The sequence below is a fragment of the Paenarthrobacter sp. 10N417 genome (assembly GCF_056394745.1).
Window position 1 is genome coordinate 1 of the sequence record NZ_JBFTIL010000013.1, and the last position, 15,255, is coordinate 15,255.

14 protein-coding genes are annotated in these 15,255 nt (G+C 62.2%); 7 read left to right on the forward strand and 7 right to left on the reverse strand.

Annotated features, from left to right (window positions below; all coding sequences use genetic code 11):
- The coding region (locus AC1DCM_RS16125; protein WP_477518993.1) for a DUF222 domain-containing protein at window positions 1-1,425 on the reverse strand (1,425 nt) is incomplete at its 3' end.
- Between the two features lie 78 nt (window positions 1,426-1,503).
- On the reverse strand, window positions 1,504-2,136 hold the full coding sequence (locus tag AC1DCM_RS16130; protein ID WP_477518994.1) for an SACE_7040 family transcriptional regulator: 633 nt from the start codon (window positions 2,134-2,136) through the stop codon (window positions 1,504-1,506).
- Between the two features lie 119 nt (window positions 2,137-2,255).
- On the opposite strand from AC1DCM_RS16130, the gene AC1DCM_RS16135 reads away from it, so the two are divergent.
- Genes AC1DCM_RS16135 through AC1DCM_RS16165 form a run of 7 tightly spaced genes read left to right on the forward strand, consistent with a single transcriptional unit; the run spans window position 2,256 to window position 10,215 of the window.
- Window positions 2,256-3,866: a carboxyl transferase domain-containing protein gene (locus AC1DCM_RS16135; protein ID WP_477518995.1), complete on the forward strand. Its 1,611-nt coding sequence runs from the start codon at window positions 2,256-2,258 to the stop codon at window positions 3,864-3,866.
- A gap of 2 nt (window positions 3,867-3,868) precedes the next feature.
- Window positions 3,869-6,067, forward strand: coding sequence for an acetyl/propionyl/methylcrotonyl-CoA carboxylase subunit alpha (locus AC1DCM_RS16140; protein WP_477518996.1), 2,199 nt, complete (start codon window positions 3,869-3,871; stop codon window positions 6,065-6,067).
- Window positions 6,064-7,227 carry an acyl-CoA dehydrogenase family protein gene (locus AC1DCM_RS16145; RefSeq protein ID WP_477518997.1) on the forward strand — a complete coding sequence of 388 codons (1,164 nt, stop codon included), beginning with the start codon at window positions 6,064-6,066 and terminating at the stop codon, window positions 7,225-7,227. The genes AC1DCM_RS16140 and AC1DCM_RS16145 overlap by 4 nt, the downstream gene beginning before the upstream one ends.
- Window positions 7,228-7,247: 20 nt before the next feature.
- Window positions 7,248-8,048, forward strand: coding sequence for a CoA transferase subunit A (locus AC1DCM_RS16150; RefSeq protein WP_477518998.1), 801 nt, complete (start codon window positions 7,248-7,250; stop codon window positions 8,046-8,048).
- Window positions 8,045-8,797: a CoA transferase subunit B gene (locus AC1DCM_RS16155; RefSeq protein WP_442005742.1), complete on the forward strand. Its 753-nt coding sequence runs from the start codon at window positions 8,045-8,047 to the stop codon at window positions 8,795-8,797. Before AC1DCM_RS16150 ends, AC1DCM_RS16155 begins: the two co-directional genes overlap by 4 nt.
- The gene (locus AC1DCM_RS16160) at window positions 8,794-9,279 is read left to right on the forward strand and encodes a MaoC family dehydratase (protein WP_477518999.1); all 486 of its coding nucleotides are present in this window, start codon (window positions 8,794-8,796) and stop codon (window positions 9,277-9,279) included. The genes AC1DCM_RS16155 and AC1DCM_RS16160 overlap by 4 nt, the downstream gene beginning before the upstream one ends.
- Before the next feature lie 60 nt (window positions 9,280-9,339).
- A complete protein-coding gene (locus tag AC1DCM_RS16165; protein WP_477519000.1) occupies window positions 9,340-10,215 on the forward strand; it encodes an HpcH/HpaI aldolase/citrate lyase family protein in 876 nt (291 codons plus the stop codon).
- A 63-nt stretch (window positions 10,216-10,278) separates the two neighbouring features.
- Here AC1DCM_RS16165 and AC1DCM_RS16170 read toward each other — a convergent pair whose 3' ends face one another.
- From AC1DCM_RS16170 to AC1DCM_RS16190, 5 genes are read right to left on the reverse strand one after another with little or no spacing between them, the layout of a single operon-like run.
- A complete protein-coding gene (locus AC1DCM_RS16170; RefSeq protein WP_477519001.1) occupies window positions 10,279-11,382 on the reverse strand; it encodes a Gfo/Idh/MocA family protein in 1,104 nt (367 codons plus the stop codon).
- On the reverse strand, window positions 11,367-12,068 hold the full coding sequence (locus AC1DCM_RS16175; RefSeq protein WP_442005745.1) for a ThuA domain-containing protein: 702 nt from the start codon (window positions 12,066-12,068) through the stop codon (window positions 11,367-11,369). The genes AC1DCM_RS16170 and AC1DCM_RS16175 overlap by 16 nt, the downstream gene beginning before the upstream one ends.
- Before the next feature lie 57 nt (window positions 12,069-12,125).
- A complete protein-coding gene (locus AC1DCM_RS16180; RefSeq protein ID WP_477519002.1) occupies window positions 12,126-13,130 on the reverse strand; it encodes a sugar phosphate isomerase/epimerase family protein in 1,005 nt (334 codons plus the stop codon).
- Between the two features lie 11 nt (window positions 13,131-13,141).
- Complete coding sequence (locus AC1DCM_RS16185; protein ID WP_477519003.1) at window positions 13,142-14,335, reverse strand: Gfo/Idh/MocA family protein; 1,194 nt, start codon at window positions 14,333-14,335, stop codon at window positions 13,142-13,144.
- 13 nt (window positions 14,336-14,348) lie between these two features.
- On the reverse strand, window positions 14,349-15,254 hold the full coding sequence (locus AC1DCM_RS16190) for a carbohydrate ABC transporter permease (RefSeq protein ID WP_477519004.1): 906 nt from the start codon (window positions 15,252-15,254) through the stop codon (window positions 14,349-14,351).
- Window position 15,255 lies beyond the last annotated feature (1 nt).

A 15,255-nucleotide genomic window follows, 5' to 3' on the forward strand; every position in this document is an offset into this window, starting at 1 on the left:
GTGCGGTGGGAAGATCCTGCTGGTGCGGCCGATGTCCAGGACGCGGGAGTCGGTTCCGAGCAGGACGGGGAGGATGTCCGCGTCGCAGGCGATTTTGCGGATGGTGTTGGGGTGCATCGGGCCGACGAAGGTCGCGGTCCCGGTGCTGAGTCGTTGATGGTCGGTGCGTCGTTCGAAGAGGTCGCGTTCGTCGATGGTGAGGGTGAGTTGGGGTCGGAGTCCGCCGTTGGCTGGCAGTTTCCCGGTGGTCATCGCGACGGCACAGGCTCCGACGAGTCCGTCGAGGAGTTTCATGGGGCGGGAACGCCGGTCCAGATCCGGTCCGGTGGGATTACTATCCGTGGTGAGTCGGGGGTTGGTGGCGACGTTCATGGCGGTGGCCAGGGTTTCGTATTGTTCGGCAGTGGCGAAGATTTCGATGTGGTGGAGCCCGTGGCGGCGTCGGCGGCGGAAGAACGCGCCTTGGAGTTGGCGGAGAACTTCTTCGGACGGTTCGGAGCCGTCTTGGTCGATCGAATCGACCCAGCGTTTGGCCATTTTGGTGACGAAGTCCGGGTCGGATTCAATGGCTGTGGCGGTGAGGGCGTGTTCCATCCGGGTGAGGGTGTCGTCGTCGGTGAGCAGCCGGACTTTTTCCAGAGCGCTGCTGATGATCGTCGCGGACCGGGAAGGCACCAGTGCTGAGGAGAGGGCTTCGGCCAGCACTTCGCGCCGGGCCGGGATCTCCTGCCCGGCCATTCCGGTCTGCGGAAGGACGTCGGGTGCGAGGGCGAGCCTGCGCCGGGCTTCCCCGATGCTGATCCGCAACCGGGCCCGAAGGAACTCAGCGGCATTCCGGTACCCGTCATCCAGGAAGCTGGCCGTGCCCGTAACCGTCGCCCGCGTGGCTGGTTCAGTCCAACCGGTCCGCCACTCCGGCGCGCCAGCCGAGGACCCCGGCGACGCTTGCTGTGCTTCCTTCCGGGTCCTTTCCACCGCTTGCGCCGCGACAACCTGCAAGTACTCCAACGACCGGGAGATCTCCTCGATCCTGCCGGCAAAGTCAGCGGCCTCAACAAACCCAAACAGCCGCGCCGCATCGGCTGCTGCAGTCAACCGCAAGGGGTCCAGAAGAGCCGCGCCGTCCTCAAGAAGAGCCGCCACGTCCCGTCCGGTAGCCGCAGGTTTGGGATACCTATTTTCGAAATGGGGGCTCGGCTGAGCCAGGCCGGCTCTGTTGCCCAGGCCGGCTCTGTTGCCCAGCCCGGCTCTGTTGCCCAGCCCGTGGAAATGGCCGATCGAGATGATGGGCGCCGTCGAATCCTTGAACCCGGCCCTGACCAAGTCCGGCATGCTCAAGAAGCGCTGTGACCGGGCAGCGGCCAGGGCAGCAACAACAGGGGACGATTCCGTCCGAAGTGCCGTTAGCTGCCCCATATCTTCCATGATCAAATCATTTCATCGGGGTCCGACATTTTAAGAGGAACCTGGAAGACAGCTCGAACCTCCCGGCAAAAGCAACAATCAGGCTGAGGTCAGAGCGGCCAAAGCCATCTGCTCCAGAATGGGCCTGGCCGATTTCACGGCGATCTTCCGTCCGTGATGGCGGACGGAGTGAGGCGTGGAATTGATCAGGCCAAAGGCTGCATGTGCCCGGACGCGGAGGCCGGCGACATCTGCGCCGTGGTGGATGCGAGCCAGGACGTCTACCCACGTTTCAACGTAGGTGCGTTGCAAGGATCGGACTTCGGCTTGGTCGGCGCTGCTGAGGCTCCCGAAGTCGCGATCCTGGACGCGGATGACGTCCGGGTTGCTCAGCGCAAAGTCCACCTGGAACTGGATCAAGCCCTTCAGCGCCTCCATGGGATTCTCCGCTTCCGTGACCACGCGGAGGCCGCCGTCGAGCAGGTCGCGGCTGACGCTGAGGAGGAGCTCGCCGAGGACAGCTTGTTTGCCGGGGAAGTGACGGTACACGGCGGGACCGCTGACGCCTGCGGCCGCACCAAGATCCTCAAGCGAAACCCTGTTGAAGCCATTCTCTGCGAAGAGTCCCGCCGCCGCTGAAAGCAATGCCAGCCTGCGGAGTTCCTTGGCCTGGCCCCGCTGGGTTGCTGCGGCTGGGCTGCGGACAGTGCCTGTTTCCGGGCCTCCGGTCACGTTCTCCTCCTCCTAGGCGTCCCACTGTGCTGGACATCACAGTTAATAAAGACTAACCTAAATTTCAGTTACGTGGCACTAACCGAAATGGCCTGGGGTCGGGAATGGAACAGTGGTCAATGGAGACAATCGCCAGCTTGGCAGGACCCAACAGCGGCACCTTTGAAGCCAATCAGGAAGCGCAGCTGGCCCTCGTAGGGGAACTGAAGGAAAGGCTTGCCACAGCAGCCCTTGGGGGGCCCGCGAAATCCAGGGAGCGGCACGTCGCCCGTGGCAAACTGTTGCCCCGCCAGCGCATTGACTACCTCCTGGACGAGGGCAGCCCGTTCCTTGAGATAGCACCCTTGGCCGCCAATGGCATGTACAACGATGATTCACCGGGCGCAGGAGTGATTGCCGGTATTGGGTTGGTCCACGGCCGGCACGTCCTGGTGATTTCCAACGATGCCACGGTCAAGGGCGGCACGTACTACCCCATGACGGTCAAGAAGCACCTGAGGGCCCAGGAAATCGCCCTGGAAAACAAGCTTCCATGCATCTACCTCGTGGATTCCGGGGGAGCGTTCCTGCCCAAGCAGGATGAGGTGTTCCCCGACAAAGAGCACTTTGGCCGGATCTTCTACAACCAGGCGCGCATGTCCGCAGCGAAGATCCCTCAAATCGCCTCGGTGATGGGTTCATGCACGGCCGGCGGAGCATATGTGCCGGCCATGAGTGACGAGACAGTGATCGTCCGCAACCAGGGCACTATCTTCCTCGGCGGCCCCCCGCTGGTGAAAGCAGCGATTGGCGAGATTGTCACAGCCGAGGAATTGGGCGGTGGGGACGTGCACTCCAGGATTTCCGGAGTTACGGACCACCTGGCTGAGAACGACCAGCATGCGCTGGAGATCGTCCGGGATATCGTCGGCACCTTGCCCAAACCAGCCCCGCCGGCGTGGGACGTTCTCGACGTCGTCCTGCCGCCCGTCGTCGACCCCTCCGGGCTTTATGGCGTGGTCCCCACAGACGTCAACGCCCAGTACGATGTCCGCGAAGTAATCGCCCGGCTCGTGGACGGATCCCAATTCCATGAGTTCAAGAAGAACTACGGCACCACGCTGGTGACTGGATTCGCTCATCTCCATGGACATCCCGTGGGTATCGTGGCCAACAACGGGGTCCTGTTCAGCGAATCCTCTCTTAAGGGCGCCCACTTCATCGAACTCTGCGATCAACGCGGAATCCCGCTGATCTTCCTGCAGAACCTCTCAGGGTTCATGGTGGGCAAAGACTACGAGCAAGGCGGCATCGCCAAGAACGGCGCAAAGATGGTCACCGCAGTCGCAACAGCCAGGGTCCCCAAGCTGACCGTTGTCATCGGCGGCTCCTTCGGCGCCGGAAACTACTCCATGTGCGGGCGGGCCTACTCTCCGCGTTTCCTGTGGATGTGGCCCGCTGCCCGTATTTCCGTGATGGGCGGAAACCAGGCATCCAGTGTCCTTGCAACGGTCAAACGAGACCAGTATGAGGCCGCCGGTCAGGAATGGTCTGCCGAGGAAGAGGAGGCCTTCAAAGCTCCCATTAAGCAGCAGTACGAGGAACAAGGCAGCCCCTATTACTCCACCGCCCGGCTTTGGGATGACGGCATCATCGATCCCGCAGACACCCGACGGGTCCTGGGCATGGCTTTGGACGTCGTCTCCCGCCAGCAACTGCCCGAGACCTCCTTCGGCCTCTTCAGGATGTGACCATGACTCTGCCAACCACTACAACATCAGCCGCCACAGCGGCGTCCCGTCCATTCAGCGCTGTCCTCGTTGCCAACCGTGGTGAGATCGCTTGCCGCGTGATTCGAACCCTGCGGGACATGGGCATCCGCTCCATTGCCGTCTATTCGGCCGCGGACAAGTACGCCAAGCATGTGGCGCTTGCCGATACCGCAGTGGCCATCGGAGGGACAGCGCCCTCTGAGAGCTACTTGAAAATCGACGCCATCATCGATGCCTGCCGTCGCAGCGGTGCGGAGGCGGTCCATCCTGGCTACGGCTTCCTGTCCGAGAATGTGGAGTTCGCCAAAGCCCTTGACGTGGCGGGGATAACGTTCATCGGACCGGGCGTCGACGCGATCGAGGTCATGGGTGACAAGATTCGTTCCAAGAATCACGTCATGGCCTACGACGTCCCCTGCGTACCCGGAATTGCGGTCCCCGGCCTCACCGATCAGGAACTGATCGACGCTGCGCCCTCGGTAGGTTTTCCTTTGCTCATCAAGCCCTCGGCAGGTGGCGGCGGCAAGGGGATGCACATCGTTCAGCGGCCCGAAGACATGGCTGCCACACTGCAGACCGCACGGCGTGTGGCAGCTTCGGCGTTCGGGGATGACACCCTTTTCCTGGAACGGCTTATCAAGGCACCCCGCCACATCGAGGTCCAGGTCCTCGCTGACAACCACGGCAACGTCATCCACCTGGGCGAGCGCGAATGTTCCCTCCAACGCCGCCATCAGAAAGTTATTGAGGAAGCTCCTTCAGCACTCTTTGAATCGCTGGCGGACGGCCCGGCCGAACGGGCCCGCATTGGTGAAGCAGCCTGCAACGCAGCACGTTCGGTCAAATACAGCGGTGCCGGCACGGTGGAATTCCTGGTGTCCGACGAACATCCCGATGAGTTCTTCTTCATGGAGATGAACACGCGTCTGCAGGTGGAGCACCCTGTCACCGAAATGGCCACAGGGATAGACCTCGTTGAATGGCAGGTGCGGATCGCCGCCGGTGAGGTACTCACGGTCGCGCAGTCCGACGTCGTGCTTGACGGCCACGCCGTAGAGGCACGCGTGTATGCCGAAGTACCGGAGCGGAACTTCATGCCCTCGATGGGGCGCGTCGTCGCGCTCGCCGAGAATGGCGGGACGGATCCCAAAGTGCTCGGCGAGCAACGCTCCCACAGGAACGTCCGGATCGACTCCGCCATGCGCGAGGATCTTGAGATTACCGGCGACTACGATCCCATGCTGGCCAAGGTCATCGCGTGGGGCGAAAACCGCGCTGCTGCGCTGGACACCTTGGACGCTGCCCTGGGCAGGTACACCCTGCTGGGCCTGGACACGAACGTGGAATATCTCCGGCTGCTGATCAATGATCCTGACGTCCGCGCGGGCCACCTGGACACGGGCCTGATCGAACGCAGGCTGCCGTCCATGGAGTTCAGGCACGCAGGCGCCAACGAGTTGATCGCTGCCGCCCTGACGCTGTGGCTCGAAAGCAACGCGCTGTGGCTGAAGGCAAACTCTGGTGCTTCTACCCATCCCGGCAGCGCCTGGAGTTCGCTTGATTCCTGGCGCGTTGGCGCCCGCGGTGCCTGGAGTGCCACGTTCGGGCTGCCCGGCGGCGGCACCTCCACCGTTGCGTTGACTGAGGACTCCGGCACCTTCTCGGCAGTCATCGACGGCGGCTCTGACGCGGGCCGTTCTGCCAAAGTCAACGCCGTGGAACGGACCGGGGACGGCATCGTCCTGGAGATCGACGGCGGTTTGGTCACCTATGCGGTGGGGCTACCACCAGCAGAGACGCACGGGATCCGGGCGATCTACCTTGGCAACGACGGTTGGTCCTGCCGCCTGGAAGTCCTGGACCGCGCCGAACGTCTCCGGCGGATGCTGGCAGGCATCCAGCGCGAAGAGGGGGCTGCAGATCCGGAGGTGCGCTCGCCGATGCCCGGAACAGTGGTTTCGGTGGCAGTGGCCAACGGAGACATGGTCCAAGAGGGACAGCCGCTCCTGGCGGTGGAAGCCATGAAAATGGAGCACCAACTGGTGGCGTCGGTCTCCGGAACCGTCCACCTCACCAGCAAACCGGGCGACCTGGTCAAAGCCGACCAAGTGCTCGCCACCATTCACGAAGCAGACCCTCTCGAAGGGCCCGCAGACACAGACAAGGATCTCCAGCCATGAGCAGTTTTGACCTGAACGAGGAATACCAGGACCTCAGTGATTCCGTCCGCGAATTCGCCGACGAAGTGGTGGCACCCGTATCCGCCAAGCACGATGAAGAACACAGCTTCCCCTATGAAGTGGTCAAGCAGATGGGGGAGATGGGGCTGTTTGGCCTGCCTTTCCCGGAGGAGTTCGGTGGCATGGGCGGGGACTACTTTGCCTTGGCGCTGGCTTTGGAGCAGTTGGGCCGCGTTGACCAGTCCGTGGCGATCACGCTTGAGGCTGGTGTGTCCCTGGGCGCCATGCCCGTATACCGTTTCGGCACGCAGGAACAGAAGGAGCGTTGGCTCCCCGAGTTGGCATCCGGACGGTCCTTGGCCGGATTCGGGCTGACCGAGCGTGAGGCCGGTTCCGATGCAGGTGGTACCAAGACCCACGCCCACGTGGACAACGGGGAATGGGTTATTAACGGCAATAAGGAGTTCATCACGAACTCGGGCACGGACATCACCACTTTGGTGACCGTCACTGCCGTCACCGGTAAGACGGAAAACCCCGACGGCAGCACCAAAAAAGAAATATCCACCATCCTGGTGCCCACCGAAACCCCGGGCTTCAAGGCAGAGAGGGCCTACAACAAGGTGGGCTGGAACGCGTCGGACACGCATCCACTGACTTTGGACAACGTCCGGGTTCCTGAAGCGAACCTCCTGGGCCAGCGGGGCAGGGGATATGCCAACTTCCTGTCCATCCTCGACGAGGGGCGGATTGCCATTGCCGCCTTGGGCACGGGCGCGGCCCAGGGTTGCGTGGATCTTTCGGTGAAGTATGCCAAGGAACGCAGCGCCTTTGGCCAGAACATCGGCAAGTACCAGGCCATCCAATTCAAGATCGCAAGGATGCACGCGAGGGCCCATACTGCTCGTTTGGCCTATTACGATGCGGCAGCGAGGATGCTGGCCGGCAAGCCGTTCAAGACTGAAGCGGCCATCGCTAAGATGGTCGCAGGCGAGGCTGCCATGGACAACGCACGGGACGCCACCCAGGTGTTCGGTGGCTATGGCTTCATCAACGAATTCACAGTGGCACGCCATTACCGCGACTCCAAGATTCTGGAAGTCGGGGAGGGAACCACTGAGGTCCAGTTGATGCTCATCGCCCGCGAGCTGGGTCTGTAACCGTAGGGGAAGGATCAAGGATGATTGACAAGGTTGTTGCCAGCGCCGCGGAAGCGGTGAAGGACATCCCGGACGGCGCCTCGCTCGCCGTCGGCGGTTTTGGCTTATGCGGCATCCCCGTATCGCTGATCGATGCGCTCCACAGCCAAGGCACCACGGACCTGGAAACCGTCAGCAACAACTGTGGCGTGGATGATTGGGGCCTGGGAATCCTTCTCAAGGATGGACGCATCCGACGCACCATCAGCTCCTACGTGGGTGAGAACAAGGAGTTTGCCAGGCAGTACCTCGCGGGCGAACTGGAAGTAGTCCTCACGCCGCAGGGAACCCTCGCCGAGAAATTGCGCGCAGGCGGCGCCGGTATTCCCGCCTTTTACACGAAGGCCGGCGTGGGAACCCAGGTCTCCGAGGGCGGCTTGCCGCAAAAGTACGACGCCGAAGGGAACGTTGCGATCGCCTCCGCGCCCAAGGAGGTGCGCAGCTTCAAGGACGCCGACTACGTACTGGAAGAATCGCTGACGCCGGACTTCGGGCTGGTCCATGCATGGAAGGGCGACCGCCACGGAAACCTCGTTTTCCACGCAACAGCCATGAACTTCAACCCCCTCTGTGCCATGGCCGCCAAGACAACCATTGCCGAAGTTGAAGAGCTCGTGGAAACCGGCGAGCTGGACCCGGAACACATCCATACGCCTGGCATTTTCGTGCAACGAGTGGTGGTGGCCCCCACCATGGAGAAACGGATTGAGAAGCGGACGGTGGCTCTGACCATCAGCCAAGCAAGCAGCCAGGCAACCGGGCAGACAGGGGCAGCACAGTGAATGACAACTCGTACCATGACATCCCGCCCCGTCCCGAAGCCGTGCGGCACGAGTACCGCCGTGCCGACGTCGAACATCACGAAGCCAAAGGCTGGAGCCGCAACGAACTTGCCGCACGCGTGGCCCAGGAACTCACCAACGGCCAGTACGTGAACCTGGGGATTGGGATGCCCACCCTGATTCCCAACTACATTCCCGCAGGCGTGGAAGTGATCCTCCATTCCGAGAACGGCATTCTGGGGGTCGGACCTTATCCTGCCGAGGACCAGGTTGATCCGGACCTCATCAACGCCGGCAAGGAAACTGTCACCACCAAACCAGGCGCTGCGTTCTTCGATTCGGCCTCGTCCTTTGGCATGATCCGTGGCGGCCACGTGGATGTCGCCGTTCTGGGCGCCATGGAAGTGGCGGCCAACGGCGATCTTGCTAACTGGATGATCCCCGGAAAGATGGTCAAGGGCATGGGTGGGGCCATGGACCTCGTGTTCGGCGCCAAGAAGGTGATCGTCATGATGGAGCATGTGGACCGCAACGGCAGGCCCAAGATCGTCAAGGACTGCTCCCTGCCCCTGACGGGCAAGGGCTGCGTGGACCGGATCATCACCGATCTTGCCGTGATCGACGTCGTCAAGGACGAGGGGGAGCCGCGGCTGGTCCTTCGCGAGCTGGCCCCCAACGTCACTTTGGACGAGGTCGTGGCTGCCACCGGAGCTGAACTCTTCGAAGAGGACCAGGAACTCACCGTATGACGCGGGTTGTTGAGCAGCGTGGACTGTACTTCGATGAGCTTGAAGAGGGCGTGATCTACGCCCACAAACCCGGACGAACCGTCACGGAGACGGACAACGTCCTGTTCACTACCTTGACCATGAACACCCAGGCGCTGCATCTGGACGCAGCATGGAGTTCAACGCAGCCATTCGGGCAGCGGCTGATGAATTCCATGTTCACCTTGTCCACAATGGTGGGGCAGTCGGTGACCCAGTTGACGCAGGGCACCATCATCGCCCAGCTGGGGCTGACGGATGTCACGTTTCCCCACCCGCTCTATCACGGAGATACCCTGTACACGGAAACGGTGATCACCGCCAAACGGTTGTCGTCCTCGCGTCCGGGCCAGGGTGTGGTGACCATGCAACATACTGGCAGGAACCAGGAAGGAGTGGTGGTGGCGCTTGCCACGCGGACCTGCTTGATGTGGACCCAGGAAGCACACGCCGCGCAGTCCTAGGCCGTTTCCGCATTTGTCAGCATTCCAGCAGCCCAGCATTCCAGCAGCAAGGAACCCTTCATGCCTTCTCCCGATTCGTCCCTTCATGGCGCGGTTACACCGTTCACCATGGGGCCGGCACTCCTCTTTTGCCCCGCTGACCGGCCGGAGCGTTTCGGCAAGGCGGCGGATCGTTCGGACGCCGTGATCCTGGACCTTGAAGATGCCGTGGCTCCGGGGGACAAGCAGAGGGCCCGGGGCGCGATCCTCGCGCAGCTCGGATCCGAAGGAGACACTGCTGAGCTGGACCCGAGCCGGACGATTGTCCGCGTCAACCCGGTGGGCTCCGCGGAATTCGAGAAGGACCTGCACAGCCTGGCGCACACTCCCTACCGCACTGTCATGCTCGCCAAGGCGGAGAGTGCCGAACAGCTCAGGGCGCTTGAGGGCTACCGCGTGATCGCGCTCTGCGAAACAGCCGCGGGCATCGTCAATGCTTCAGCAATCGCCGCGGAGCCGAACGTCGTAGCCTTGATGTGGGGCGCCGAGGACCTGCTGGCTTCCCTGGGCGGTCTCTCCAGCAGGAACGACGACGGCGGTTACCGGGCAGTGGCCCTGCACGCACGGTCCGCTGTGCTGCTTGCCGCCAAAGCCGCTGGCAAGGAAGCCATCGACTCCGTGTATGTGAACATCCCCGATCTTCAGGGCCTGGCTGTGGAATCCCTTGACGCCGTAGCCAGCGGTTTCGGTGCCAAGGCCTGTATCCACCCGAGCCAGGTGGCAACAGTCCGCGAGGCCTACGCACCAACGCCTGAAGCCGTGACCGAGGCCGCCGAGCTTCTCGATGCAGCATCTGCGGCCGGAACGGGTGTCTTCCAGTTCAAAGGCAAGATGATTGATGGCCCCATCCTCAAACACGCGGAGGCAACACTGCGCCGGGCCCGCCACGCGAGATAACAGTTGACCCCCATGTTGTGGAAGAACATGGGGGTCAACTGTCACCTCGGCGTGCCCTCAGCGCTAGGCGCGTACCGGCGTCGAGAGTTCTGCCAGTTCCACCAAGTCCGGACGCTTGACGGTGCTCTGGATGGCTACCGCCTGTCCTGTCTTGGCGGATTCCAGCACGGACTCCATGACCTCAAGGGCGTGGAAAGCGAGTTGGCCACCGGCGCGGGGTTCTTGTCCCGCCGGAGTGGCTGACAAATCGGCGATGCCAAAGCCACGGCCGGCGTCAACGTAACCGGCGGAGACAGGCAGCGTTTTCCACTCCTCGGCTCCCAACTCGAACAGCTGTACATCGCCGTCGAAGTGGTTGGGATCCGGAACGACGAGCGAACCCTTCTCACCATGGATTTCGATGTTGGGGCTCTTGGTCTTGACGGCGTCGAAGCTCATAAAGAGCGTGGACAGGGCGCCGGAAGCGTGGACGAGGACACCCGTGACGTGGGAGTCGATCTCCACCGGTATTTTTTGCCCCTGGCGGGGCCCGGAACCGATGGTGCGTTCGCTGCGGGTGTGGCTGGCTGCGCCCACCACCGACACTACGGGGCCAAGTAACGTGACCAGTGCGGACACGTAGTAGGGGCCCATGTCCAGCAGCGGACCGCCGCCGGGCTGGTAGTAGAAATCGGGATTCGGATGCCAGCGCTCATGCCCTGCCGTAGCCATGGTGGCTGTCGCCGAAACCGGAGCGCCAATCAGGCCGTCGTCGATCGCTTTTCGGGCAGTCTGGATACCGGTGCCGAGGACTGTATCCGGAGCGCACCCCACAATCACTCCCGCCGCGGTGGCCGCCTCGAGGACCTGCCGGGCCTCGGCCGTGGTTGCCGCCAACGGCTTCTCGCCATAAACGGACTTGCCCGCCGCGATGGCCTTGAGGGCGATCTCAGCATGCGCTGCCGGGATGGTCAGGTTGAGGACAAGTTCGACGTCGTCGGCCCCGAGCAGCTCATCCACGGACAAGGCACGGACGCCATCGTAGGAGTCGGCAACCGCCTGGGCGCGGGCTGGATCAAGGTCCGCGACGGCTATGAGGTTGATGGAATCCAGCCGGCGGAAGTTTGTCAGGTATTGGGCGATGATGGCGCCGCAGCCAATGATTCCAACATTCAGCGGGATGCCCACAGCATGCCCCTTTCGATGATCGTGCGGACGTTGCTGTCCTGGAGGATTTCCACGCGGTGGCCGGGAGTGGAGACGAAGATTCTTCCCTTGCCCCATTGCCGGGTCCAAATGGCGGGGGAGGTGACCTCACGGTTCCACGGATCCCATTCTCGGACTTTTTGCGTAGTGGTCGCCAGGACGTCGATGTAGTCATCTGCCAGAACCCAATACTGCTCGGTGACGAGGTCAAAGTCTCCGATTCCCTGGGTTATGGGGTGCTCTGCCGCAGCGGGGAGCATGTTCACCGTGTAGGGAACATAGTTATCTGACTGCTCGCCGATCCGTTCGTCCTCATGCTTGCCCGGGTGGCAGGCGAACTGGCCCCCGATCAAGTGCAGGTAGTCCGAAGTGTTGCGGTAGGAATCCGCGATCCCGCCGTGCCATCCGGCAAGTCCAGTGCCATTTTCGACGGCGGTGCGGAGCCCCTCGAACTCGTCCTTTTCGATGGTGGACATCGTCATGCACTGCACGATGAGGTCCACTCCGGCCATGTATTCAGTGTCCGCGTAGATTTTGGGGGATTCCTCCACCCTGACCTCATAGCCGTTGGCCTTGAGGAAGGGGAGGAACAGTTCGGTGGCTTCCACCGGCTGGTGTCCGTCCCAGCCGCCTCGAACCACCAGTGCGGTCTTGCTCTTGCTTGTCATGTTTTCCTTCATATTCGTAAACGTCCGGGTGAGTCTGTTGGCTGTTCGAAAGTGGGTTCAGCGGGCGGCGAAGGCGGCATCGAAAGCCGCAGCTGGGGGACGGATGGCAGCCAGCCGGCGGACCATGTCCAACGCTTCCGGAGCCCCGATCAGCCGATCCATGCCCGCGTCTTCCCATTCGATGCTGGTGGGCCCGGCATATCCGATCGAGTTGAGCATCCGGAAAATGGGTTCCCAGTTCACGTCTCCATGGCCCGCGGTGACGAAGTCCCAGCCACGGCGGGGATCCGCCCACGGTAGGTGGGATCCAAGGCGACCGTTGCGTCCATTGAGTTGGCGCACGGATTCCTTCACATGGACATGGAATATTTTGTCCGCAAAGTCCTGGAGGAACATCACAGGGTCAAGGTCCTGCCAGATGAAGTGGGAGGGGTCAAAGTTCAGGCCAAAACTGTCCCTATGCCCGATCGCTTCCAGTGTGCGTTTGGCAGTCCAGTAGTCGTAGGCGATTTCCGACGGATGGACTTCCAAGGCAAAACGGACTCCTACCTCGTCAAAGACATCCAGAATGGGGTTCCAACGGTCTGCGAAGTCCTGGTAGCCGCGCTCGATCATGCCTTCTGAAGCCGGCGGGAACATCGCAACGCACTTCCAGATGGACGAGCCCGTGAACCCCGTGACGGTCTTGACGCCAAGCCTTGCCGCCGCACGTGCCGTGGTCTTCATTGCTTCGGCGGCCCGCTGACGAACGCCCTCAGGATCGCCGTCGCCCCACACATCTGGTGCCAGGATGTCCCGGTGACGTTCATCGATGGGGTCATCGCACACTGCCTGTCCAGTCAGGTGGTTGGCGATCGCATGGACCGAGAGGTGGTGCTTCTCCAGGATGTCCAGCTTGCTTTGAAGATACGAGTCGTCCTCGACGATGCGCCGGGGGTCCAGATGATCGCCCCAGCAGGCAATCTCCAGGCCGTCAAAGCCCCACTCGCCAGCCAGCCGGGCTACTTCCTCAAACGGCAGGTCGGCCCATTGGCCGGTAAAAAGGGTGATGGGTCGGGTCATGTTCATTCCTCTCAGACGTTCTGCCAGCGGCTCGCGTTGCCCGCGCTCGCCTCAACCGCGGCCAGCACCTTTTGAACCTGCAAGGCATCAGAGAACGACGGCGTGGGCTGCTCTCCAGCGCCGATGGCATTCACCAGGTCCACCACCTGGTGGGTGAATCCGTGCTCGTAACCAAGTCCGTGCCCGGTGGGCCACCAATTGCCTGTGTACGGATGGGACGGTTCGGTGACAATGATCTTGCGGAATCCGGCGTCAGGTTCCAGCGCGGAGTCGTAGAACTGAAGCGAGTTCATGTCCTCGAAGTCGAAAGCCAGCGAGCCCTTGGTCCCGTTGAGCTCCAGGCGCATGGCGTTCTTGCGGCCCAGGGCAAAACGAGTGGCTTCGAAGATGCCGATGGTGGCGCCAGCACCGTCGTCGTGCTTTCCGGCAAACCGGGCGGTGAACAGCGCGGCGTCGTCCACCGTGACCGGCCCCTTGGGGGCGTCCGTCCCGCCGCGGCCTCCGAGGCCCACGTAATCTCCACCCACAGGGCGTTCCTTCACGAAGGTTTCCAGCAGCGCCGAAACGCCGGTGATGGTGGAGCCTGTGATCCACTGTGCGGCGTCGATGCTGTGGGCGCCGATATCGCCGAGTGAACCGGAGCCGGATTTGGACTTGTCCAGGCGCCACGTCAGCGGCGCATCCACGTCACTGAGCCAGTCCTGCAGGTATTGCGCCCGGACGTGGCGGATGTCGCCCAGGCGCCCTTCCTCGACCATCCGCTTTGCCAAAGCCAAAGCCGGAGTGCGCCGGTAACTGAAGCCGCACATGGACAGTACGCCGCGCTCGGCTGCCGCCTGGGCAACCGCTGTCATTTTCTCCGCCTCTTCCACAGAATTGGCCAGTGGCTTTTCGCAGAGCACGTGCTTGCCCGCTTCCAAGGCGGCGATGGCGATCTCGGCGTGCGTGTTTCCCGGGGCGCAGATATCGATGAGGTCAATGTCATCGCGCTCAATCAGGCGGCGCCAGTCGGTTTCCACGGAATCCCAACCGTACTTGGCGGCGGCCGCACGGACGCCGTCCGGGTTGCGGCCGGCGACGGCAGTCAGTTCAGGTACCAAGGGGAGGTCGAAGAATCGCGGCGCTGTCCGCCAAGCGTGCGAGTGGGCAGCGCCCATGAAGGCATAGCCCACCATGCCCACGCGGAGGCGTTGGGGTTCTGACATGTGAAGGTCCTTTCTACTTGCTGAAGCCTGCGGTAAGACCACTGACCAGCTGGCGGCGTCCGAGGACGTAAATCACCAGGATTGGCAGGGTGCTCAGGACGACGGAGGCAAGCACAGCGGGGATGTTGACGCTGAACTCGCCTTGGAAAGTCCACAGTCCCAAGGGGAGGACACGGAGTCCAGGGCTTTGGGTGAGTACCAGCGGCAGCAGGAATCCGTTCCAGACATGCAAGCCGTTGTAAATTGCCACGGTTACAATCGCCGGGCGGGTCAAGGGCAGCGCCAGCCTCCACATCGTTTGCCAATCACTGCAGCCATCCAGGCGCATTGACTCGAACAATTCGTTCGGCACATCGCGGATGAAGTTGGACAGGATCAACACCGTCAACGGAATGGCAAACGCTATGGAGGGAAGCATGATGGCAAGGAGGCTGTCATACAGGTTCAGCCGGATGATCATCAGGTAGATCGGAATGATGGTTGCCTGGAGCGGAATCGCCAAGCCCATGAGGAACATGCCGTTGACGAACTTCAGGTATCGGCCGCGACCACGAACGATCGCGAAGGCAGCCATGAAGGAGATCAGAACCGTGGGGATCACCGAGCCAAGTGTGACGATCACGCTGTTCATGAAATACGTGGTGAAGTTGGCCTCGAGAACCAGCTGGTAGTTCTCCAAAGTAGGCGCCGCCGGGAGGGCCAATGGATTCTGCCCAAAGTACCCTTCGGAGGTCTTCAGGCTGGTGATGACGATGTAGTAGATCGGCACAATGATGATGGCCAGCCATATCCAACCGCCAAGGCCTCCGGGAATGTTCAGCCGCCTGACCCGTGAACCGAGGCTCTGTTTGGCCTTGATGGAATGGCCCGGGGGAGCGGCTGGAGCGGTTTTCGAATCGCTGCGAAGGGCAGTGCTCACC

What these genes read in the sequence shown, in the direction of transcription:
- AC1DCM_RS16135 (WP_477518995.1), top strand. Translation starts at nt 2,256, where the DNA reads ATGGAGACAATCGCCAGCTTGGCAGGACCCAACAGCGGCACCTTTGAA.
- AC1DCM_RS16185 (WP_477519003.1), bottom strand. Translation starts at nt 14,335, where the DNA reads ATGTCAGAACCCCAACGCCTCCGCGTGGGCATGGTGGGCTATGCCTTC.
- AC1DCM_RS16160 (WP_477518999.1), top strand. Translation starts at nt 8,794, where the DNA reads ATGACGCGGGTTGTTGAGCAGCGTGGACTGTACTTCGATGAGCTTGAA.
- AC1DCM_RS16175 (WP_442005745.1), bottom strand. Translation starts at nt 12,068, where the DNA reads ATGACAAGCAAGAGCAAGACCGCACTGGTGGTTCGAGGCGGCTGGGAC.
- AC1DCM_RS16145 (WP_477518997.1), top strand. Translation starts at nt 6,064, where the DNA reads ATGAGCAGTTTTGACCTGAACGAGGAATACCAGGACCTCAGTGATTCC.
- AC1DCM_RS16150 (WP_477518998.1), top strand. Translation starts at nt 7,248, where the DNA reads ATGATTGACAAGGTTGTTGCCAGCGCCGCGGAAGCGGTGAAGGACATC.
- AC1DCM_RS16180 (WP_477519002.1), bottom strand. Translation starts at nt 13,130, where the DNA reads ATGACCCGACCCATCACCCTTTTTACCGGCCAATGGGCCGACCTGCCG.
- AC1DCM_RS16165 (WP_477519000.1), top strand. Translation starts at nt 9,340, where the DNA reads ATGCCTTCTCCCGATTCGTCCCTTCATGGCGCGGTTACACCGTTCACC.
- AC1DCM_RS16140 (WP_477518996.1), top strand. Translation starts at nt 3,869, where the DNA reads ATGACTCTGCCAACCACTACAACATCAGCCGCCACAGCGGCGTCCCGT.